This window comes from Hydrogenophaga sp. ZJX-1 (assembly GCF_048590325.1).
Lineage (GTDB): Bacteria > Pseudomonadota > Gammaproteobacteria > Burkholderiales > Burkholderiaceae_C > Hydrogenophaga.
Genome location: NZ_JBMBRA010000008.1, coordinates 16,080 through 36,546 on the forward strand (window position 1 = coordinate 16,080; position 20,467 = coordinate 36,546).

General features: G+C 66.1%; 19 protein-coding genes. 10 read left to right on the forward strand and 9 right to left on the reverse strand.

The features are described 5' to 3' along the window. Positions 1-87: 87 nt before the first annotated feature. Positions 88-675: a hypothetical protein gene (locus ACN5W5_RS20055; RefSeq protein ID WP_420050222.1), complete on the reverse strand. Its 588-nt coding sequence runs from the start codon at positions 673-675 to the stop codon at positions 88-90. A 340-nt stretch (positions 676-1,015) separates the two neighbouring features. On the opposite strand from ACN5W5_RS20055, the gene ACN5W5_RS20060 reads away from it, so the two are divergent. From ACN5W5_RS20060 to ACN5W5_RS20095, 8 genes are all read left to right on the forward strand, one after another. After that, positions 1,016-2,035, forward strand: coding sequence for an ABC transporter substrate-binding protein (locus tag ACN5W5_RS20060; RefSeq protein ID WP_420050223.1), 1,020 nt, complete (start codon positions 1,016-1,018; stop codon positions 2,033-2,035). Continuing rightward, positions 2,032-4,683 carry a PAS domain-containing protein gene (locus tag ACN5W5_RS20065; protein WP_420050224.1) on the forward strand — a complete coding sequence of 884 codons (2,652 nt, stop codon included), beginning with the start codon at positions 2,032-2,034 and terminating at the stop codon, positions 4,681-4,683. Before ACN5W5_RS20060 ends, ACN5W5_RS20065 begins: the two co-directional genes overlap by 4 nt. Next, on the forward strand, positions 4,680-5,111 hold the full coding sequence (locus ACN5W5_RS20070) for a response regulator (protein ID WP_420050225.1): 432 nt from the start codon (positions 4,680-4,682) through the stop codon (positions 5,109-5,111). Before ACN5W5_RS20065 ends, ACN5W5_RS20070 begins: the two co-directional genes overlap by 4 nt. A gap of 44 nt (positions 5,112-5,155) precedes the next feature. Next, entirely contained in the window at positions 5,156-5,638 is a 483-nt protein-coding gene (locus tag ACN5W5_RS20075) for a universal stress protein (RefSeq protein WP_420050226.1), read from the forward strand. A gap of 611 nt (positions 5,639-6,249) precedes the next feature. Continuing rightward, the gene (locus ACN5W5_RS20080; RefSeq protein WP_420050227.1) at positions 6,250-7,944 is read left to right on the forward strand and encodes an FAD-dependent oxidoreductase; all 1,695 of its coding nucleotides are present in this window, start codon (positions 6,250-6,252) and stop codon (positions 7,942-7,944) included. 22 nt (positions 7,945-7,966) lie between these two features. Further along, a complete protein-coding gene (locus ACN5W5_RS20085; RefSeq protein ID WP_210829631.1) occupies positions 7,967-8,191 on the forward strand; it encodes a DUF2783 domain-containing protein in 225 nt (74 codons plus the stop codon). Positions 8,192-8,216: 25 nt separating this feature from the next. Continuing rightward, complete coding sequence (locus tag ACN5W5_RS20090) at positions 8,217-8,759, forward strand: VOC family protein (protein ID WP_420050228.1); 543 nt, start codon at positions 8,217-8,219, stop codon at positions 8,757-8,759. 251 nt (positions 8,760-9,010) lie between these two features. Continuing rightward, positions 9,011-9,676 carry a hypothetical protein gene (locus ACN5W5_RS20095; RefSeq protein WP_420050229.1) on the forward strand — a complete coding sequence of 222 codons (666 nt, stop codon included), beginning with the start codon at positions 9,011-9,013 and terminating at the stop codon, positions 9,674-9,676. A gap of 171 nt (positions 9,677-9,847) precedes the next feature. Here the strand turns inward: ACN5W5_RS20095 and ACN5W5_RS20100 are convergent, their stop codons facing one another. The 8 genes from ACN5W5_RS20100 to ACN5W5_RS20135 all read right to left on the reverse strand — a co-directional run bounded on the left by ACN5W5_RS20100 (position 9,848) and on the right by ACN5W5_RS20135 (position 18,495). Then, entirely contained in the window at positions 9,848-12,127 is a 2,280-nt protein-coding gene (locus tag ACN5W5_RS20100) for an ATP-binding protein (RefSeq protein WP_420050230.1), read from the reverse strand. Further along, positions 12,124-12,630 carry a hypothetical protein gene (locus ACN5W5_RS20105; RefSeq protein WP_420050231.1) on the reverse strand — a complete coding sequence of 169 codons (507 nt, stop codon included), beginning with the start codon at positions 12,628-12,630 and terminating at the stop codon, positions 12,124-12,126. The genes ACN5W5_RS20100 and ACN5W5_RS20105 overlap by 4 nt, the downstream gene beginning before the upstream one ends. A gap of 40 nt (positions 12,631-12,670) precedes the next feature. Beyond that, the gene (locus ACN5W5_RS20110) at positions 12,671-13,777 is read right to left on the reverse strand and encodes a protein-glutamate methylesterase/protein-glutamine glutaminase (RefSeq protein WP_420050232.1); all 1,107 of its coding nucleotides are present in this window, start codon (positions 13,775-13,777) and stop codon (positions 12,671-12,673) included. Positions 13,778-13,914: 137 nt separating this feature from the next. Beyond that, the gene (cheD, locus tag ACN5W5_RS20115) at positions 13,915-14,562 is read right to left on the reverse strand and encodes a chemoreceptor glutamine deamidase CheD (RefSeq protein ID WP_420050404.1); all 648 of its coding nucleotides are present in this window, start codon (positions 14,560-14,562) and stop codon (positions 13,915-13,917) included. A 28-nt stretch (positions 14,563-14,590) separates the two neighbouring features. Then, entirely contained in the window at positions 14,591-15,475 is an 885-nt protein-coding gene (locus tag ACN5W5_RS20120; RefSeq protein WP_420050233.1) for a CheR family methyltransferase, read from the reverse strand. A gap of 37 nt (positions 15,476-15,512) precedes the next feature. Further along, positions 15,513-17,594: a chemotaxis protein CheA gene (locus tag ACN5W5_RS20125; protein ID WP_420050234.1), complete on the reverse strand. Its 2,082-nt coding sequence runs from the start codon at positions 17,592-17,594 to the stop codon at positions 15,513-15,515. A 37-nt stretch (positions 17,595-17,631) separates the two neighbouring features. Beyond that, positions 17,632-17,994 carry a response regulator gene (locus ACN5W5_RS20130; RefSeq protein WP_420050235.1) on the reverse strand — a complete coding sequence of 121 codons (363 nt, stop codon included), beginning with the start codon at positions 17,992-17,994 and terminating at the stop codon, positions 17,632-17,634. A 54-nt stretch (positions 17,995-18,048) separates the two neighbouring features. Further along, positions 18,049-18,495, reverse strand: coding sequence for a hypothetical protein (locus tag ACN5W5_RS20135; protein WP_420050236.1), 447 nt, complete (start codon positions 18,493-18,495; stop codon positions 18,049-18,051). A gap of 181 nt (positions 18,496-18,676) precedes the next feature. Here ACN5W5_RS20135 and ACN5W5_RS20140 point away from each other — a divergent pair, with 181 nt between their 5' ends. Together ACN5W5_RS20140 and ACN5W5_RS20145 are read left to right on the forward strand one after the other, a co-directional pair. Then, positions 18,677-19,807, forward strand: coding sequence for an ATP-binding protein (locus tag ACN5W5_RS20140; RefSeq protein ID WP_420050237.1), 1,131 nt, complete (start codon positions 18,677-18,679; stop codon positions 19,805-19,807). Next, positions 19,785-20,414, forward strand: coding sequence for a response regulator (locus ACN5W5_RS20145; RefSeq protein WP_420050238.1), 630 nt, complete (start codon positions 19,785-19,787; stop codon positions 20,412-20,414). The genes ACN5W5_RS20140 and ACN5W5_RS20145 overlap by 23 nt, the downstream gene beginning before the upstream one ends. The last annotated feature ends 53 nt before the right edge of the window (positions 20,415-20,467 follow it).

The window sequence follows — 20,467 nt, forward strand, 5'->3', positions numbered from 1 at the left end:
AAGCCTGCGCAGGCAGGCTCGGAGCCGCGGCCCTCAGCCCCCTTTGAGGGGGTCGCGCGAAGCGCGGCGGGGGTGTTTCATCCCAGCTCAGATCCGGGACTCGGTGTAGGTGCACGAAAGGTCGGGGTTGGCCGCCTGCGCATCGCGGCACATGGCGTCGAAGGTGGCGCGATCCCGTTCGGCCTCGTTGGTGTTCCACACACCCATGCCGGCCGCCACACCCAGCACCGGGCAGAGCGCGGCGAAGGCGCCACCCGAGGCGATCGTTCCGATGATGCAGAGGTTGTTGGCGGCAGCACCCCAGCCGAAGGCGCCGTACATGCCCCACAGGCGGGGTTGCTCGGCGGGCGGAGCTTCCTTGATCTGCTGGTAGGCCGCGACCTTGATGCCCAGGGTGAGGATGCCCAGCGGGTTGGCTTCCGCGGCCCCCATCAGCAGGCCGATACCGGTGGAGCCCACGTCGGCGATCTGGCCGTTGACGGCCTGGCTCTCGCCGACCTGCGGTGTTTCGGCGCGGGCCGCGTTCCAGGCCAAGACCATCGCAGCGGCCATCAGCAGACGCAGCCCCAGGGTCCGACCACGGGTGTGCCAGCGGGTGCCCGGGTGTTCACGCTGGTGCACCCCTGCGGTGATGCGGGGGGCCAGGCAGGTCAACGGTTGGACTGAGGCATTCATGGCGCGATTCCTTTAGTACTTAAGTCCCGGGTCCGAAAACCGGTTGAGCGGTTCATGACCAGAACACCTTTCTTATCGGCCGGCGATCCGGAAAATTTCGGCCAATTTCGGGCCTTTCTGTCAAACGATGAGCAGCCGGGCGTGTGGTAGCCGCTGCGCCCGCGCGCAGTCACCCGGGGCCGAGTTGGTGGATGGACACCACACCGGGCCGGATTTGGTGCTTGAAAAGCAAACATCCGGGCAGATGGCCGGGGACGGTGACAAAATGTTCGAAGCCACGCCACCACCCACCATGTCACCACCCGCCGGGCGCCCGGACTCACCAACGAACCACCCGGATATGCACCGGCCGAGTGGGCGGCGGCTGGCATGGCAGCGCTGGCAGACAGCGGCCCGCGCGGGTCTGTCGATCGGTGTGCTGACCGTGTGGCTGGGTCTGGCGGCCTGCAGCGAGCCGCCGGTGCCCGCGCTGACCGTGGGCATGAACACCTGGGTGGGCTACGACCCGCTGGTGCTGGCGCGAGACCGGCAGCTGATCGACACGCAACAGATCCAGGTGGTGGATCTGTCGTCCGGCTCGGAGACCCTGCGCCATTTCCGCAACGGCCTGCTCGATGCGGCCGCGCTCACGCTGGACGAAGCCTTGCGCCTGACCGACGAGGGGTTCGATCTGCGGGTGGTCGCCGTGCTCGACACCTCCACCGGTGCCGACGTGGTGCTGGTCAACCCGGCCGTCCAGAGCCTGGCGCAGCTTCACGGCACAGGCATCGCGGTGGAGGGCACCACCGTGGGCGCGCTGATGCTGGAGCGCCTGCTGCAGGCGGCGGGGCTGGAGCAGACCGATGTGAATGTGGTCAGCATGGAGGCCACCTTGCACCTGTCCGCGCTGCGCAGCGGGCACGTGAGCGCGGCCGTGTCTTACGAGCCGGTGGCCGGTCTCCTGCGCGCGGCGGGCTACAAGGACATCTTCGACAGCCGCCTGATGCCGGGCGATATCGTGGACGTGCTGGTGGTGCGTGCCAGCACGCTGCAGGAGCGCCCCGCCCAGGTCGATGCCCTGCTGGCGGGCTGGCAGCGCGGACTGCAGGCGCTGCAGGAGGGCCCCGAGGCCGCGGCCCGCCTGCTGGCGCCCGGGGTGGAACTCTCGCCCGAGGACTACCTCGCCACGCTGCAGAAGCTGACCTTCTATTCGACAGAGCAGTCGCTCGAACTGCTGTCGGGTGCGCCGCCGGTGCTGGGGCAGGACGCCTCGCGGCTGGTGACGACGCTGCAGACCATGGGGCTGATCAAGGTAGCGCCCGACTGGCGCCGCCTGCTGGCCCCCGAGCCGGCCCGGCGCCTGAAGGAGGTTGCCGAATGAGCTGGACCCGCTGGCCCTTGGCCATTGCCGGGCGCTGGCTGGTGCCGCTGCTGATGATCGTGTTCGCGCTGGCGGTGATGAGCATGCATTACCAGCACCAGATGCGCCAGATCGATCAGGATGTGTCCGCTCAGGAAAGCCAGCGTCTGCGCGAGCGGCTGAGCATCGAACAGGCGCGAATCGATGAGCAGGCGGGCCTGGGCAACAGCTTGCTGCAACACCGGCTGGTGGGCGGTCTGGCCCTGCACCAGGGGCTGAACCAGGCTTATCTGGTCGGGCCTGAAAAACGGGTGTTGTCCTCGCTGTCGCGGCTGGACATCGGGCAGCCGCTGAGCGCGGTGTTGTCCCGGGTGGGGGGGGCTTCGAGCCCGCTTCAGGCACTGGCGATGGCGCCGTTGCCGTCGGCCATCGTGGTGCAGCGGCTGGCTCAGCAGCCGGTTTTCGTCGGGCTGGTCCCGCTTCAGGGGAACCAGCGTTTGCTGGTGCAGGTGGACATGAGTTATCCGCTGGCGCTGCGCCGCGTCAGCGAGCAGGCCGAGCTGGTGCGGGAGGGGCTGGTGTTGCTGGTCGCGGTGGTGCTGCTGGCGGTGCTGTTGCACCTGCTGTGGTTCCGCCGCGCGAAGAGTCTGGCCCTTGCGCTGACCGCCATGGGCGCGGGCAACCTGTCCGTGCGCACCGGCCTGATCGGGCGCGACGAACTGGCCCACATCGGCGAGGTCGCCGACCGGATGGCCGAGCAGTTGCAGGCCGGGCAGGATCGCATCCGCCGCATGAGCGACATCCTCAACCGCTCGCCGCTGGTGGTGATCGAGTGGCGCAACACCGAAGGCTGGCCGGTCCGCTACGTGAGCGATTCGGTGAGCCAGTGGGGCTACGTGCCGGCCGATCTGCTCAACGGCCCCTTGCAGTACATCGACCTGATCCACCCCGACGACGTGCAGCAGGTGAGCGACGAGGTGACGCGCTACTTCGCCCAGGGGCCCGACGAGTACCGGCAGGAATACCGCATCCGCAAGGCCGACGGCGGCTGGGTCTGGATCGAAGACCGCACCTCGCTCACGCGCGACGAACGCGGTGAAGTGGACACCATCAGCGGCATCCTGCTCGACACCACGGTGCAGAAAGAGGCCCAGCTGGCGCAGCGCGAGCAGGCCGAGCAGCTGCGCATGTTCTACGAGCTGCCGTTCCTGGGCATGGCCATTTCTTCGCCGCTGGACAAGCGCTGGCTGCAGGTGAACGACCGCCTGTGCGAGATCCTGGGCTACCCGCGCGAGGAATTGCTGGACATGAGCTGGGCACAGATGACTCCGCCGGGCGACCTGGAGCGCAACGTGGCGCTGTTCGACGAGCTGCTGGCGGGGTTGAGCAGTGGTTACCAGATGGCCAAGCGCTTTGTGCACAAGGACGGCCGCATGGTGCACACCGAGATCGATGTGCGCGCCGTGCGCGACCGCGACGGACACATCCGCCAGCTGTTTTCCACCATCCAGGACGTGACCGTGCGCACCCAGGCCGAAGCGGCGTTGAAGGACTACAAGGAAATGCTGGAGCAGGCCGAAGCGCTGGTCCAGCTGGGCAGCTGGGCGGGCGACGTGGAAAGCCAGCAGTTGACGATTTCTGCGCAGCTCGTTCGCAATATCGGGCTGGACCCGGCAGGGCGGATGCCGTCGGACGCAGAGTATCTTGCGCGCATCCACCCCGATGACCGTGCGATGGTGGCCGAAGACATGCAGTGCATCCGAACCGGGGGGGATGCGGGCGAACTGGTGTTCCGCACCGACCCGGCCCATGGCCCGATGCGCTGGCTGCGCCGCACCGTGCGCCGCATTTCGCGTGAAACCGAAGGCCGCGGGCCGCGCTACATCGGCACCCTGCTCGACATCACCGAGGCGGTGGCCGCCGAGGCGCAGCTCAAGCGCCTGAACCAGGAGCTGGAAGAGCGCGTGACCGAGCGCACCGCACAGCTGAGCCAGGCCAACATGGAGCTTGAAGCCTTTTCCTACACCGTGTCGCACGACCTCAAGGCGCCGCTGCGCGGGATCGACGGCTACAGCCAGCTGCTGGTGGAGGAATACGGCGACCGGCTCGACGACGAAGGCCTCCGGTTTGTCGAGCGCATTCGCAAGGGCGTGCAGCAGATGAGCGACCTGATCGTCGATTTGCTGGCGTATTCGCGCATCGAGCGCCGAGACATGGTGCACGAGCCGGTGGCCCTGCTGCCGCTGGTGGAACAAATCGTGGACAGCTACCACGCCGACATCGAGAAGCAGGGCGCCGAGGTGCGCCTGGCGATGGAGCCTTTCACGCTGCCGCTGGACCGCGAGGGCATGGCGGTGGTGCTGCGCAACCTGATCGGCAACGCGCTGAAGTTCAGCCAGGGCAGCGCGTCGCCCCGCATCGAGATCGGCGCCCGCCACGAGACGGGCCGGCGTATCCTGTGGGTACGCGACAACGGCGTCGGCTTCGACCTGAAATACCACGACCGCATCTTTGGCATCTTCCAGCGCCTGCACCGGGCCGAAGAATTCCCGGGCACAGGCGTGGGCCTGGCACTGGTGGCCAAGGCGGTGCAGCGCATGGGGGGCCGTGTCTGGGCGGAGAGCCAACTCGGCGCCGGTGCCACTTTTTATCTGGAGTTTCCTGAATGAATGCCACAGTTGCCGTGCCCCCGATCCTGCTGGTGGAAGACAACCCGATGGATCTGGACCTGACGCTGCGCGCGTTCAGCAAGAAGAAGTTCACCAATCAGATCCAGGTCGCCCGCGATGGTGAGGAGGCCCTGGCTTTCCTGCCGCGCTGGGAGGCGGGCGAGGTTTTGCCGGCGGTGATCCTGCTCGACATCAACCTGCCCAAGGTCAATGGCCTGGAGGTGTTGCGCCAGCTCAAGGCGCACGAGCGATTTCGCCGCATTCCGGTGGTGGTTCTGACCTCGTCGCGTGAAGACCGGGACCTCACGACCGCCTACGACTTGGGCGTCAATTCCTACATCGAGAAGCCGGTGAACTTCAGCAAATTCATGGACGTCGTGGAGCACATCGAGCTGTACTGGTGCGTGCTCAACGAGCGCCCTCTCTGACAGACCACAACCGTCCCATTTCACGAGCCCAGAGGAGAGCTTCAATGATCAAGATCCTGATTCCTGTAGACGGTTCCGAGCACGCCTTGCTGGCGGTGCGCCATGCCCTGCGACTGGTGAGCGCGGGTCTCAAGGCGCGTTTCGTGGTGGCGAATGTGCAGGAAACGGCGACGCTGTACGAACTGATGGTGGCGCACGATCCGGCGGTGCTGGAGCAGGTGAACGAGGCCGCAGGCCACGATCTCATGCGCTCGGCCGTGCACCTGCTGCAGGCAGCGGGGCTGTCGGTGACGCAGGACACGGCCACCGGAGACCCGGCGAACATGCTGGTCGAGATGGTGGAGCGCAACGGCTGCGAGGCGGTGATCATGACGGCGCACGGTGGCGGTCTGCGCGCGGCGGTGCTGGGCTCGGTGTCGCAGGAGATGGTGCGGCTCTCGCCGGTGCCGGTCACTCTGGTCAAGCCGCCGGTGGACGAGCCGGTCGATGACGCGGTTGACGACATCGCTGGCGAAGCGGGTATCTGATTTTTCTCGCTTCTCGCCCTTTCGGGTGAGTTGCCGACGTGTCGGGTGGCGGCGCGTTGCACGCCCAAGGGTGGGGTTGCCGCGAACGCCGGGCGGTCAACTGCGCTCATGTCCCCCGGCGGCCTGCGGCCGCCTCCTCCTTTACTTCGCTGCGTCAACCACCCGCCGTTCGCGGCCTGCACATGGGTGGACGCTCATAGCGGGAATACCCGCGCGCAAGTCACTGGTGTTTGCAGTCGGCCTGCACGCCGGCGATCAAGGCAGGCCTCTTCGTTCGCTTACCCACGCGCCACCGGTCTGGCGAGGTGGGGTGTTCTGCATAGCGAAGTAAAGGAGGAGGTGGCCGCAGGCCGCCGGGGGACATGAGCGGCGCAGAGCGCCCGGCCTCGCCAGACCCGCCAAGACCCAGACGGACCCAGAGCGGTTCCTCACAGCACCTTTCCTTGCATCCCGCACATCCGGAGGGAACAATCAGGATCACCGTTTTGATGGGTTTACAAATTACGTTTAGAGAAACGTATTTACTGATGTGAAATTATCGGCTACAGTCCAACCCTGACAACGCCACCGCTTTTCTCCAGCGGAGGTGACAACGAAGGAGCAAACACCGGATGGCCACCTACACCTACCCCACCTTCCCGTACACCGGCCCGGCCGACCTCATGCAGGGCGCGCCGCAGCGCAAACCGCTGGTCGTCATCGGCGCCGGTCCGGTCGGCCTCGCCGCCGCCATCGACGCCCGCCTGCAGGGGCTGGACGTGCTGCTGTTCGACGAAGAAGACAGCGTCTCCTTCGGCTCGCGCGCCGTCTGTTACGCCAAGCGCGCACTCGAAATCCTCGACCGCCTCGGCGTCGGCGACCCCATCGTCGACAAGGGTGTGAGCTGGAACGTGGGCCGCACCTTCCTGCGCGAAGAAGAGGTCTACCGCTTCAACCTCGTGCCCGATGCCGGCCACAAGCGCCCCGGCATGATCAACCTGCAGCAGTACCACCTGGAAGAAGCGCTGGTGCACCGTGCCGAAGCGCTGGGCGTGGACCTGCGCTGGAAATACAAGGTGGTCGGCGTCGAGCCGCTGGCCGACGGTGCGCGCGTGAGCATCGAAACCCCCGACGGCAACTTCGAGATCGACGCCGACTGGCTGATCGTCGCCGATGGGGCGCGCAGCAACGTGCGCCGCCAGCTCGGCCTGGACATCGAAGGCCACGTGTTCAAGGACCGCTTCCTGATAGCCGACGTGATCATGAAGGCCGACTTCCCGGCCGAGCGCTGGTTCTGGTTCGACCCACCGTTCCATCCCAACCAGAGCGTGCTGTTGCACAAGCAGAGCGACAACGTCTGGCGCATCGACTTCCAGCTCGGCTGGGACGCCGATCCGGAAGAAGAGAAGAAGCCCGAGAACATCATTCCACGCGTGAAGGCCATGCTGGGCGACGAGCGCGAGTTCGAGCTGGAGTGGGCCAGCATCTACACCTTCCAGTGCCGGCGCATGAAGAACTTCCGCCACGGGCATCTGCTGTTCGTGGGCGATGCGGCGCACCAGGTCTCGCCGTTCGGCGCACGCGGTGCCAACTCCGGCTTCCAGGACACCGACGACCTGATGTGGAAGCTGGCGCTGGTGATGAAGGGCCTGGCGCCCGAGCGACTGCTCGACAGCTACGACGCCGACCGCACCTACGCCGCCGACGAAAACATCCGCAACTCCACCCGCTCCACCGACTTCATCACACCCAAGAGCGCGGTCAGCAAGCTGTTCCGCAACGCCGCGCTGGAGCTGGCGCGCACGCAACCGTTTGCCCGCAAGCTGGTGAATTCCGGGCGGCTGAGCGTGCCGGCCTTCCTGGTGAACTCGGCCCTGAACACGCCCGACGCGGATGCTTTCGACGGTGACATGGTCCCGGGCGCGCCGCTGGACGACGCGCCGGTGCGGGTCGCGGGGCAAGACGCCTGGCTGCTCGATCAGCTGGGCAACCGCTTCCAGTTGCTGGCCTTTGCCGACAGCGTGGAGCAGCTCGACCCGCTGGTGCGCGCGCAGGCCGCGCCGCTGTCCAGTGCTTCCATCCCGGTGGAGGTGGTGCTGGTCACGGCGCACGCCGACAAAGTGTCGGACAAGGCGGCTGGCCTCACGGTGCTGCACGACCGCGACGGACTGATGGCCCAGCGCATGGATGCGCGTCCCGGCACCTGCTACCTGATGCGCCCCGACCAGCACGTGGCCGCGCGCTGGCGCCGGTTTGACGTCGCCGCCGTGCGCGCCGCGCTGGCCCGTGCGACCGCACAGACCACCCCTGAAACCGTGGCGGCCTGAACACCACCCGAGGAGACACAACATGCCCTTGCAACTCCAGCCCAACCTCGCCGAACCCGGCCAGCGTTACTTCCGCGACTTCACGCCCGGCGACGATTTCTACGAAGCCCTGATCGAGACCCACCGCGACCTCAGCGACGAACAGAGCCAGCTGCTCAACGCCAAGCTGATCCTGCTGCTGGCCAACCAGGTGGGCGACATCAGTGCCCTCAAGCAGGCCCTCGCCATCGCCCGCGAAGGCGTCTGAACCCATTCACCCGAAGGAAAACACCATGTCCAACATCCGCAAGATCCACCATGTCGCCTACCGTTGCAAGGACGCCAAGACCACCGTCGAGTGGTACCAGAAGCACCTGGGCATGAACTTCGTGCTCGCCATCGCCGAAGACCAGGTGCCCTCGACCCACGCACCCGACCCTTACATGCATTTGTTCATGGACGCGGGCGGCGGCAACATCCTGGCCTTCTTCGAGCTGCCCAATGCGCCCGAAATGGGCCGCGACCCCAACACCCCCGACTGGGTGCAGCACATCGCGCTCGAAGTCGATACCGTGGCGGAACTGGAAGCCACCAAGGCTCGCCTGGAAGCCGCCGGCATCCCGGTGGTCGGTGTGACCGACCACACCATCTTCAAATCGATCTACTTCTTCGATCCGAACGGCCACCGCCTGGAGCTGGCGGCCAACACCGCCACGCCCGAGATGATGAAGAAGCTCGACGACGTGAAATGGGACATGCTCAACGAATGGTCGAAAACCAAGCGCGCGCCCAAGCACGCCGCCTGGATGCACGAAAAAGAGTTCACATCGGTCTGAACACCCCCGCCGCGCTTCGCGCGACCCGCTCAAGGGGGCTGAGTGCCGGCCCGGCGGTGCCCCTTGGCTGGGGCTTCTCATGCGTTGCGGATCACGCTCCGGCGCGGTGAACATCGGGTATCCGATTTTTGTGCTGCCGTTCGTCGGAACAAGGCGGTGAAAAGGGCTCAAGTTCGGGGATGCACGGCCGAAACCTCAGAGGACCAGCGGAATTGTCTTGATCCGCTGGTCCCGTTCTCAAGGGGTTTGCCATGATCAGTTTCACAACCAGCCAGCCGGTGCATTGGCCGCCAGCCGCGTCCCCCGTGGTCGCGCCAGTGGCCATCGTCTCGGCCGTCCAGCCCACGCGGGCCCTCTCGCGAGACACGCAGACGGGCACGAACACCGGTGGACGAGACGGTCAGGCGCAGGCCACACGGATGGCCAGCGGTGGAAAAGACGCGGCCGAATCCACCGCGCCGTCAACCGCGCCTTTGTTGCCACGGGAGCAGGCCGACGGGGGCCGCGAAAACGCCCCGACCAGCCAGGCCGAGGCGGCGGAAAAGGCAGAACGCCTGGCAGCCGAAGCCCTGGCACAGGAAAAGGCGGCCCAGAAACTGCCACTGCAGGACGTGCTCACCAGCGTCTGGAAGGCCAGCGCTGCGGTGGTTGACGTGGTGCTCGGCCGGGAGCAACAGCTGCAGGTCGCCGAGAGCTCGACCGGCGTGGGGTTATCGGCTGCGATCACACCGGTGGCCACCGATACAAGCCCGGCCCAGGTGACCGGCACCGCGGTCCCCACGTCGGTGTCGAACAACGCAGCGTCTACGCAGCCGGGCGAAGGCCGTCCCGGCCAGGAGCCGGTGGCCTACACCGAGCAGGGCACCAGCAGCTGGGCGCCGCTGGAAGCGGGCAGTCTGATCAGCCGCCGGGTCTGATCAACAACCACGCCCAAAACAAAGGGCAGGTGCCATGCACCTGCCCTTTGTTTTGGCGGGACTGCCGACCGAATGGAGGGCCGTATCGGTACTTTCATGGCGCCGGAGCACACCCCGATGCACGAAGCGGTGCAAACCAGGGCGCCGCCGGGCCGGCCTTGTCGGACGGCTTCATGCCGCCTGGCGCAACTCGAAGTGGCGCAAGGCCTTTTGTGTGAGCTCCATCTCGCGCAGCAGTTGCTGACCCAGCGCCACCGGCACCACGTCCTGCGTCTGCGTGGCCAGGTGTTCGATCTGGGCAGACGTTTTCACCAGCGCGCGGAAGCCCATCAGCATGCAGGTACCCTTGAGCTTGTGGGCGTTGTAGCCCACCGCCGCGTGGTTGCCTTCGGCCAGCGCCGCCAGCAACACGTGCACCGTACCCTCCGGGGGTTCGAACACGGTCTTGAGCAGCTCGTCGAGCGAGTCGTCCGGCATCATGGCCACGATCTCGGTGTACGACTCGGTGTCGACCAGGCCCGCGGCTGAAAGGCTCAGGTCCGGCAGACGCACCGGCAGCTCGTACGACGACAGCGGGAACGGGTTTGACGCGCGCGTGTTCAGCGCGCCCAGCAGCGATCTGTGGCCAGGCTCGTCGAGCAGGCCGCAACGTGCCAGTGCACGCTGCAGGTCGCTGGCCTGCAGCGGTTTGCTGGCGAACTCGTTCACACCTACGTCCAGCGCGCGCTTGCGCGTGTCGTTGACGACGTCGGCCGTGACCAGGATCACCTTGATCTGCGACGCCGGGCCGTCGAGCTGGCGGATGGCTTCGGTGGTGGCCATGCCGTCGAGCACCGGCATGTGGTAGTCCAGCAGCACCACGTCAAACGTGTGCATCGCCAGCAACTGCAGGGCTTCCTGACCGTTTTCGCAGAAGGTGGCTTCGTGCCCCATCTTGTCGAGCAGGATGCTCATGTACTTCAGGTTGATCGGGTGGTCTTCGGCCACCAGCACGCGCAACTGGCGCGTCTGACCGCTGCCGGCCGGGATGACATGTTCCTCGGCCGGGTCCTGCGCCTCGGGCAGTTGCAGGCGCACCGTGAACACCGAGCCCACGCCGGGTTGGCTGCTGACTTCGATGTCGCCGCCCATCATGCGGGCCAGGTTGCGCGAGATCTCCAGACCCAGACCGGTGCCGCCGATGCGGCGACGCAGCGAGTTGTCGGCCTGGTAGAAGCGGGTGAAAAGACGCTCCAGGGTTTCCGGGTCCATGCCCACGCCGGTGTCGCGCACCGCCAGGACCACACCGGACTGTCCGTCGGGCGCGCGCGTGAGTTCGGCGATCACGCTGCCCTTGGGCGTGAACTTGATGGCGTTGTTGATCAGGTTGAACATGATCTGGCGCAGGCGGGTGGCGTCGGCCATGACCCATCCGGGCAGGTCGGCTGCGGCGTACATGTTCAGGCTCAGGCCCTTGTCGCGCGCAGCGACCTGCATCAGACCGTCCACCTCATGCAGCACACCCGGCAGGTGGATCGGCGCCACCGACAGCTTGAGCGTGCCCGACTCCAGGGTCGAGACGTCGAGGATGTCGTTGAGCACACCGAGCAGGTGCAGCGCAGAGTCGCGGGCGGTGCCCAGGTAGTCGCGCTGCTGGCTGGACAGCGTGGCATCGTCGAGCAGGTTGAGCATGCCCAGCAGGCCCTGGAACGGGGTGCGGATCTCGTGACTCATGTTGGCCAGGAAGACGCTCTTGCCGTGGTTCGCCGCTTCGGCCTGGTCGCGCGCTTCGGCGAGCTCCTGGCTGAGCCTTTCCAGCTGGATATACTGCCGCTGCTGGCGCCGGATGTGGCGGATCAGCAAGCCGAGGAAGAGCAGCATGATCACGATCTGGCCCGCGGCCAGACCGATCACCAGCAGGCCCTGCTGTTGCAGCTGCTGGTTGCGTTCGTCGAGGAAACGCGCGACGGCCCGGTTGGCCTCGCGCGTGAGTTCGGCCAGCGGCAGCTGCAACGCGTCAACGCGGTTCAGCAGCAGCTGGCGCTGCTCGGGGTTGTCGATCAATTGCTGCGATTGCGCAAACAGCGGATCGGCGATCTTGACGAAGTCGTTGATCAGCGCCACCGTGGTGGTGTATTCGTACGATGCTTCGAGCAGGTCGCGGCGGGGGATTTTGGTCAGCAGGTCGATGCGGCTGAGGAAAACCTCGTAGCGTTCGACCAGTGTTTCGCCATCCACTTCGGGGCTGCCGGCGTGCGTCAGGCTCTGCCTGAGCCGTCCCAGTTCGCGTTCGAGCTGGTAGGCCTGCCACATGATCGAATCGACCTGGTTGTTCGACACGTCGTCGAGCAGGCGGAACTGCCGCCACTGGATCCAGCCCAGCGGGGTGAGGGTGATCGCCAGCAGCAAGGTGAGGGCAATGACCCATTGCCGACCTTGCCAGCGGGCCAGATTCGGCAACTGGAACATCATTGCACTTCCAGGGCCTTGAGTTGCCAGATCGAACGTTCGTAGTAGGTCGAGGTGCGCAGTTCGGCGGCGCTGTCAAAGTTGTAGACCACAAACAGCGGGCCCTTCTCGCGCACAGGGATGGCCCGGTCGTCGATCAGGCGAGCGACCACCAGCTTGTACTTGGTGGTGTCGTCCACGGGGATGCTGATCTTGTAGTCGTTGATGGCCACGGCGCTGATCTTGCTGCCGCTGGCCTTGACCGCGGCCAGCACGTCGGCCAGCAGCGGGCCGGTGAACTTGACCGGCTTGTCAAACCAGGGCGTGCTGGTGGTGAAGGTGTGCTGCGGCAGGGCCTCGATCATCTTCATGTCGAAACGCGCCTTGTCGCCGGCGTTCTTTTCGGCGATCTTGCCGGTGATGGTCAGGATGGCGCGCTCCTTGGGTGCGTCCAGCGCGAGCGCGGCACCGGAGATCAGGAGACCGGCGAGCAGCAGCCCGGAGGTGAAGGTGCGGCGGGTGTTCATGGGCGTCATGTTCAATGTCAGGGTGGTGGGGCAATGGACTTCAGATGCGGTGGCGCACCAGGGCGGGGTTGCTGGCCAGGCGGTTGAGCAGGGCGGGGGTGATCTGCGAAAGCGGCAGGACCTCGTGCGCCGCGCCGGCCTGAATGGCCATGCGCGGCATGCCGAAGACGACGCAGCTGGCCTCGTCCTGCACGTAGTTGTAGCTGCCGGCGTCCTTCATCTCGCGCATGGCCTGCGCACCGTCGGCACCCATGCCGGTGAGCATGATGCCCAGCGCGTTGGGGCCGAGCACGCGCGCGGCCGACTTGAACAGCACCTCCACCGAAGGGCGGTGCCGGTTGACCGGCTCGGTGTCTTCGACCACGGCGACGTAGTTCGAACCGCTGCGGTCGATGCGCAGGTGGTGGCCACCGGGCGCGATGTAGGCGTGGCCGGGCAGGATGCGCTGGCCGTGGCGCGCTTCTTCCACGTTGATGCGGCAGAGCGAATTGAGCCGCGCCGCAAAGCTGGTGGTGAAACCCGGTGGCATGTGCTGGGTGATCACGATGGCGGGTGAGTCGGCCGGCAGCGGCACCAGCACCTCGCGGATGGCCTCGGTGCCGCCGGTGGAGGCGCCGATGCAGATGATTTTTTCGGTCGACAGGCGCGGCAGCGGTGCGCGGGGCGGCTCGCTCACGCTGAGACCGGGTGCTGCACCCGCTGCCGGTGCCGGCGAGGCGGCGGGCGCGGGGCCCAGGCGCTTGACGTGGGCGCAGGCGGCGACACGGATCTTGTCCACGATGTCGGTGGCGAGTTCCTGCAGGCCGCTGCTGATGCCGATGCGCGGTTTGGCCACGTAGTCCACGGCGCCCATTTCGAGCGCGCGCAGGGTGATCTCGGCACCCTGCTCGGTGAGGGTGGAGACCATCACCACCGGCATCGGGCGCAGGCGCATCAGGCGCGAGAGGAATTCGAGCCCGTCCATGCGCGGCATTTCCACGTCGAGCGTGATGACGTCGGGGTTGAGTTCGCGGATCATCTCGCGCGCCACCAGCGGGTCGCTGGCCGCCCCCACGCAACGCATGTCCGGCTGGCGGTTGATGATCTCGGTCAGCAGGCTGCGCACCAGCGCCGAATCGTCGACCACCACCACTTTGATCTGGGCCATTTCAATCCTTTTTGGGGAAACGCGTGCCTTGCCCAAAAACACCGTGGAACCGGCTTTGCCGGGCCACTGGTGTTGCCCCCTTGAGGGGGGATGCGGCTGCGCGCAGCGAGCAAGCGACGGGGGTGGTTGTCATGTGTTCAGAACAGATCGACCGAGCCGCCGGACGTGGTCTTGGCCACCATCGCCGCGCTGCCCTTGCGCTCCTGCGTTTCCAGCGTCTCGGGGTGCGAATGCGCCAGGCGCTTGCACATGGCTTTGCCGGTGGCCGGGAAATAGCACACCTTGCGCGGATGGATGTCGAGCACGTCCCTGGAGATCACGGCGATGCGTTCGGTCTGCAGGTAGTCGAGCACGAATTCCGTGTTGCGTTCACCGACATTCATGGTGGTGAAGCTGTGCATCACCTGGCCACCGCCGAACACCTTGGCCTGCATGGTCTCGCGCCGGGCGCCGAGCTTGATCATCTCGTTGATCAGCAGTTCCATGGCGTAGGAGCCGTAGCGCCCGGAGGTGTCACCGTTGCCCTCGGGCAGCATGAAATGGTTCATGCCGCCGACGCGGACCTTGGGGTCCCAGATGCAGGCGGCGATGCAGGAGCCGAGCACGGTCATGATCATCATGTCCGCGGTGGTCACGTAGTACTCGCCCGGCAGCACCTTCACGGCGTCGTGCTTGAAGTGGTGGTCGTGGTAGAGGAACGAGGCCTCACCCGGCTTGCGGGGTTGTGCCTTCAGGGCATCCAGGCTGGGACTGCGCATGAGACCCGTCGCAGCGAAGGCGGGCATGGGGGGGCGGACCGGGCTGGGGGCGGCATCATATGCGCTCATACACCGTCTTTCCGTGCAGGGTGAACAGGCTGCGCGCGTCGCTGAAGTTCTCCGCGTGACCGACGAACAGCATGCCGCCGGGTTTCATCACCCGGTGGATGCGCTCCAGCACCTGGCGCTGGGTGGCGGCGTCGAAATAGATCATCACGTTGCGGCAGAAGACGACGTCAAAGGGTTCGCGAAACGGCAGGTCCTGGATCAGGTTGACGCTCATGAACTCCATGTGCTTTTGCAGCTCGGGTTTCACGCGCATGAGGCCGGCGTTGTTGCCCTTGCCACGCATGAAGTAGCGCTGCAGCCGATCGGGGCTCAGGCCCTTCACGCCTTCGCTCTTGTAGACCCCGCGCGCGGCGGTGGCCAGCACCTGGGTGTCGATGTCGCTGTTGACCAGGCTGAAGTTGCCGCTGCTGCCCAGCGCCTCGGTGGCCGTCATGGCGATCGAATACGGTTCTTCGCCGGTGGAGGCGGCCGAGCACCAGATGCGCCAGGGCTGGGTGCGTTTCGCGGCCAGCAGATCGTGCAGGATTTCAAAGTGGTGCTGCTCACGGAAAAACGCCGTGAGGTTGGTGGTCAGCGCGTTGATGAACGCCTGCCATTCGGGACCGTCGTGTTGCTCCAGCCCGTCCAGATAGCTCTTGAAGCTGGTGTGGCCGGTGTCGCGCAGGCGGCGCGAGACGCGGCTGTAGACCATGGCGTGTTTGCCGTCGTGCAGGCTGATGCCCGCCTTCTTGTAGATCAGCGCCTTGATGCGCGTGAAATCGGCGTCGGACCAGAGGAACTCGCGGCCCTGGGACAGGGGGCCGTCGTCCAGCCCCGCCAGATCCTGTGGAGGCTGGGTGGCGCGAAGCGGAGGGCGGGTCGATTGCAGCATGGAGACACCAGGTGGACGGCGGACTTGGAACGCGGAATCAGTGCCTCGAACGGCGCACCAGACCCGAGGTGTCCAGGATCAGGGCCACCTTGCCATCGCCCAAGATGGTGGCGCCCGAGATGTTGGGCACCTTGCGGTAGTTCGACTCCAGGTTCTTGATCACCACCTGTTGCTGTCCCAGCAGCTCGTCCACCATGAGCGCCACGCGGGCGCCGTCGGACTCCACCACCACCATGATCGGGCTGGCCGGGTTGTATTCGAAACGCGGCACCTGGAACACCCGCTCCAGTTCGATCACCGGCATGTATTCGTCGCGCACCTTCACCAGCTGGGCGCCCTGCGCCACGGTGTTGATGTCGCTCGGCCGGATCTGGAACGACTCGATCACCGACGACAGCGGCAGGATGTAGACCTCGTCGCTGACGCGCACGCTCATGCCGTCCATGATGGCCAGCGTGAGCGGCAGGCGCACCTTGACGCTCATGCCATAACCTTCGGAGGAGTCGATCTCGACCGTGCCGCCCAGCGAGGCGATGTTCTTCTTGACCACGTCCATGCCCACGCCACGGCCGGACACGTCGGTCACGACCTCGGCGGTGGAGAAGCCTGGCGCGAGGATCAGGTTCCAGACCTCGGCGTCGCTCAGCGAGTCGGGTGCGTCCATGCCTTTTTCGCGTGCCTTCTTCAGCAGCTTCTCGCGCGAGAGGCCCTTGCCGTCGTCGCGCACCTCGATCAGGATGGAGCCGCCCTGGTGCGAGGCCGAGAGCGTGATGTTGCCGTGGTCGGACTTGCCCTTGGCGCGGCGCTCGTCGGGCATCTCGATGCCGTGGTCGCAGCTGTTGCGGATCAGGTGGGTCAGCGGGTCGGTGATCTTCTCGATCAGGCCCTTGTCGAGTTCGGTGGCCTCGCCGTGGGTGATCAGCTCGACCTTCTTGCCCAGCTTGCCGGCCAGGTCGCGCAGCATGCGCGGGAAGCGGTTGAACACCACCGACATCGGAATCATGCGGATCGACATCACCGCTTCCTGCAGGTCGCGGGTATTGCGGTCGAGGTCGGCCAGACCGGCCAGCAGGGGCTGGTTGGCGGTGCTGTCGAGCTCGCGGCTCTTTTGCGCCAGCATGGCCTGGGTGATGACGAGTTCGCCCACCAGGTTGATCAGCTGATCCACCTTGCTCACCGACACGCGCAGCGTGCTCGATTCGGGCGAGGTCGGGGTGGGCGCGCGCGCCTCAACTTTGGGGCCAGCGGTCGCCACCGGCGCTGGTGTCGCCACCGGTGCGGTGTTGGCGGTGGGCGCCTCCACGGGCACCCCCGGGGCGCCGTCGAAGAAGCCGAAGTCGGCGCCGGGTGTCGGGCCTGGCGCCTGGGTGGCCTGGGCGGACTTGTCCACGATCTGGATCTGTTCCTTGCTCACGTGGAACGTGAACAGGTCCATCAGGTCGGTGTCGCTGGACGTGGTGTGCACGCGGTAGACGCGCCGGTCCGCTTCATCGCAGGGCAGCGCTTCGATGCGGCCCAGGCCGGTGATGTCGCGGAACAGTTCGGCGATGCAGTCGGCCTCGGCCGGGTTGTCCATCGGACCGATGTGGATGTCCAGCTCACGTTCGCCACTGGCGGCGGGCGGGGCGGCGATGACCGGTGCGGCCTGCGGCGTGTTGACCGGTTCCGGCGTGCTCACCACGGGCGCGGCCACAGGTACCCCGTGGGCCAGCCGGCTGATGCGGCTGACCAGATCGGATGTGCCCGGAGAGTCCACGTTGCGGCCCTGGTGGCGCGCCAGCAGCAGGCGCAGCGCGTCGGACGATTCCAGCAGCACGTCCACCATGGGCGGCGTGGGCTGCAGTTCGTGGCGGCGCAGCTTGTCCAGCAGCGACTCCATCTGGTGCGTGAGCTCGGCCACGTCGGCAAAGCCGAAAGTGGCCGCGCCGCCCTTGATGGAATGCGCGCAGCGGAAGATGGCGTTGAGTTCTTCGTCGTCGGCCTGCTCCAGGTCCAGGTGCAGCAGCATCTGCTCCATCTGGTCCAGGTTTTCGCCGGCTTCCTCAAAGAAAATTTCGTAGAACTGGCTCAGGTCGATGTTGCCACCGAGGTTCGCGCCTTCATTCATCATTTCACCCATGTATGGCTCCTGGATCGGGGACGTGTCGTGGCGGTCTTCAGCGGATGACCTTCTGAATGACCTCGATCAGGCGACCCGGATCAAACGGCTTGACCAGCCAGCCCGTGGCACCGGCGGCACGGCCGGCCTGCTTCATCAGGTCGCTCGACTCGGTGGTCAGGATCAGGATGGGCGTGGTCTTGAATTTGGGGTGCTCGCGCAGCTTCCTGGTCAGGCCCAGGCCGTCAAGCCGGGGCATGTTCTGGTCGGTCAGAACCAGATCGATGGCGTGGTTCTGGGCCTTTTCAAGGGCGTCCTGGCCATCCACCGCTTCCACCACGTGAAAACCGGCACCGGTCAGGGTGAACGACACCATTTTTCGCATGGACGCCGAGTCGTCAACGGCAAGAATCGATTGCATGGAGTACTCCGTGTTTCGAACACATATCGGCAAAAAGGGCCGGCTGCTTTAGCTTTAGAACAGGTCGATGGAACCGGCGTCCATCTCGTTCTGGGTGACGGGGCTGGGCCGGTCGGGCGTGGGGTCGATGTACAGAGGCAACTCGTCTTCTTCGGGCTCCATGGTCTCGTCGGCGAGCTTCCAGGCGCAGCCCTGCAGCACCTTGCCGGTGTGCACGATGAGCTGGGTCGCCATGTCGTGGAACTGCAGCTCGGTCACGGCCTGGTGCAGGCTGTGGCGGATGCTCAGGAGATCGTCGGTGTCTTTCTGCGACGCCAGGTTGCCCAGCGCGTGGTTGGCCGTGCTGAAGCGCTCCAGCAGGTTGCCCGTGGCGTGATCAAGCAGGCCTTCGAGCCGCTTCAGATCGGTCATGGCCATCAGCAGCGAGTCCTGGATGTCGGCCACCAGGTTCACGGGCAGGGACACAGACGGTGTCGTCTGCTGCATCATCGGGTGGTCCATGGTGTGCGGTGCGTTGGGTGTATCGGGCTGTGGGTGAGACAGGTCTCGGGCTGTCGGGCATTACAATTTTCCCGACCATAGACATCCTGTATCGGCAGATAACGGGTCAAATTCAGCAGCATTTCGCCGCCTTGCCCCCGGGAGTCTGGCCACCCGTCCGACCCATCCACCAAATAGCGGCATGCCAGAACACACCGACAAGCGCCTGGTGCGCATCCTCCACCTCGAGGATTCCCGGGTCGACCACGCGCTGGTCAAGTTCGCGCTGCAACGCAGCCAGATGAACTGCCAGCTCACCCTGGTCGACACCCTGGACGATTTCCGGCGCGAACTGGCGTCCGGGCAACACGACCTCGTGCTGGCCGACTACCACCTGCCCGGTTTCACCGGCATGGACGCCTGGGAACAGGCCCTCCAGAACGGCATCGACATCCCCTTTGTGATCCTCTCGGGCGCCATCGGCGAGACCGCTGCGGTCGATGCCATGCACCGCGGCGTGAGCGACTACCTGCTCAAGGACAGCATGAACCGTCTCTCGCACGTCATCGAGCGCGCGCTGGAGGTGAGCGAAACCCGGCGCGCCAAGGCCCGCGCCGACGCCGAACTGGCCGATTCGCGCCGTCGACTGGCCGAGCTGGCCGAACACCTGCAGACCAGCATCGAACAGGAGCGCGCCGACATCGCGCGCGAAATCCACGACGACATCGGCGGAGCGCTGGCGGCGGTCAAGCTCGACCTGTCGTGGGTGGCGCGCCGCACGGTCGAAGCCGACATGCGCCAGCACATGGACACCGCGCTGGAGATGTTGCAGCACGCCCTGGGCGCCAGCCAGCGCATCATGATGAACCTGCGTCCACCCATCCTGGACCAGGGCCTGGTGGCCGCGGTGCAGTGGCTCGGCGCCAGCTTCGAGCAGCGCACCGGCCTGCGCGTGCACGTGCGCCGCTCTTCGGAGCAGATGGATGTGCCGCGCGAGCTGCAGCTGGTGGCCTACCGCACCGCGCAGGAAGCGCTCACCAACGTCGCCAAACACGCCCACGCCAGCGCGGTGGAGATCGACCTCAGCGACCGCGAGGGCGTGCTCACGCTGGAGGTCAGCGACAACGGCCACGGCATGAGCGCCGACGCCCTGCGCAAGGCCCAGTCGTTTGGCCTGCTCGGACTCAAGGAGCGCGCCGAGAAGGTGAACGGCTGGCTCGACGTCAGCTCCTCCGGCCGCGGCACCTCGGTCATCTTGTCGGTGCCGCTCGGCGGCTCAGGCACCTCCAGCAACCATCAGGAAGACCCCCATGATCAAGGTGATTTTGTGTGACGACCACGCCATGGTGCGCCGCGGTATCCGCGACACCATCTCGGAGGCGGTCGACATCCAGGTGGTGGGCGAGGCCGGCAGCTACCCCGAGCTGCGCGAGCAGTTGCGCAAGAGCCCCTGCGACGTGCTCGTGCTCGACCTCAACATGCCCGGGCGCGGTGGCCTGGAGGTGCTGGCGGCGCTGAGGGAAGAGGGCTCCCCCGTCAAGACGCTGGTGGTCTCCATGTACCCGGAAGACCAGTACGCCATCCGCTGCCTGCGCGCGGGCGCCCGTGGCTACCTCAACAAGGCCGGTGACCCGGCCGAACTCGTCAACGCCGTCCGCACGGTGCAGCAGGGGCGCAAGTTCGTCACCCCCGAAGTGGCCCAGATGCTGGTGGACAACCTCAACGCGCCGGAAGACCAGGAACTGCACGCCAGCCTGTCCGAACGCGAACTGCAGACCCTGCAGAAAATCGCCTCCGGCAAGAAACTCTCTGAAATCGCCGAAGAACTCATGCTCAGCCCCAAGACGGTCAGCGTCTACCGCGCGCGGGTGCTGGAGAAACTGCACCTGAGCAACAACGCGGAGCTGACGGTTTACGCGATCCGCAACAGCCTGGTGTGAACCCAACGGGCCGCCGGGGTCCGTGCCTTGACCAGGGACCTGACCACTCAAGA

What these genes read in the sequence shown, in the direction of transcription:
- ACN5W5_RS20055 (WP_420050222.1), bottom strand. Translation starts at nt 675, where the DNA reads ATGAATGCCTCAGTCCAACCGTTGACCTGCCTGGCCCCCCGCATCACC.
- ACN5W5_RS20060 (WP_420050223.1), top strand. Translation starts at nt 1,016, where the DNA reads ATGCACCGGCCGAGTGGGCGGCGGCTGGCATGGCAGCGCTGGCAGACA.
- ACN5W5_RS20065 (WP_420050224.1), top strand. Translation starts at nt 2,032, where the DNA reads ATGAGCTGGACCCGCTGGCCCTTGGCCATTGCCGGGCGCTGGCTGGTG.
- ACN5W5_RS20070 (WP_420050225.1), top strand. Translation starts at nt 4,680, where the DNA reads ATGAATGCCACAGTTGCCGTGCCCCCGATCCTGCTGGTGGAAGACAAC.
- ACN5W5_RS20075 (WP_420050226.1), top strand. Translation starts at nt 5,156, where the DNA reads ATGATCAAGATCCTGATTCCTGTAGACGGTTCCGAGCACGCCTTGCTG.
- ACN5W5_RS20080 (WP_420050227.1), top strand. Translation starts at nt 6,250, where the DNA reads ATGGCCACCTACACCTACCCCACCTTCCCGTACACCGGCCCGGCCGAC.
- ACN5W5_RS20085 (WP_210829631.1), top strand. Translation starts at nt 7,967, where the DNA reads ATGCCCTTGCAACTCCAGCCCAACCTCGCCGAACCCGGCCAGCGTTAC.
- ACN5W5_RS20090 (WP_420050228.1), top strand. Translation starts at nt 8,217, where the DNA reads ATGTCCAACATCCGCAAGATCCACCATGTCGCCTACCGTTGCAAGGAC.
- ACN5W5_RS20095 (WP_420050229.1), top strand. Translation starts at nt 9,011, where the DNA reads ATGATCAGTTTCACAACCAGCCAGCCGGTGCATTGGCCGCCAGCCGCG.
- ACN5W5_RS20100 (WP_420050230.1), bottom strand. Translation starts at nt 12,127, where the DNA reads ATGATGTTCCAGTTGCCGAATCTGGCCCGCTGGCAAGGTCGGCAATGG.
- ACN5W5_RS20105 (WP_420050231.1), bottom strand. Translation starts at nt 12,630, where the DNA reads ATGAACACCCGCCGCACCTTCACCTCCGGGCTGCTGCTCGCCGGTCTC.
- ACN5W5_RS20110 (WP_420050232.1), bottom strand. Translation starts at nt 13,777, where the DNA reads ATGGCCCAGATCAAAGTGGTGGTGGTCGACGATTCGGCGCTGGTGCGC.
- cheD (WP_420050404.1), bottom strand. Translation starts at nt 14,562, where the DNA reads ATGCCCGCCTTCGCTGCGACGGGTCTCATGCGCAGTCCCAGCCTGGAT.
- ACN5W5_RS20120 (WP_420050233.1), bottom strand. Translation starts at nt 15,475, where the DNA reads ATGCTGCAATCGACCCGCCCTCCGCTTCGCGCCACCCAGCCTCCACAG.
- ACN5W5_RS20125 (WP_420050234.1), bottom strand. Translation starts at nt 17,594, where the DNA reads ATGGGTGAAATGATGAATGAAGGCGCGAACCTCGGTGGCAACATCGAC.
- ACN5W5_RS20130 (WP_420050235.1), bottom strand. Translation starts at nt 17,994, where the DNA reads ATGCAATCGATTCTTGCCGTTGACGACTCGGCGTCCATGCGAAAAATG.
- ACN5W5_RS20135 (WP_420050236.1), bottom strand. Translation starts at nt 18,495, where the DNA reads ATGGACCACCCGATGATGCAGCAGACGACACCGTCTGTGTCCCTGCCC.
- ACN5W5_RS20140 (WP_420050237.1), top strand. Translation starts at nt 18,677, where the DNA reads ATGCCAGAACACACCGACAAGCGCCTGGTGCGCATCCTCCACCTCGAG.
- ACN5W5_RS20145 (WP_420050238.1), top strand. Translation starts at nt 19,785, where the DNA reads ATGATCAAGGTGATTTTGTGTGACGACCACGCCATGGTGCGCCGCGGT.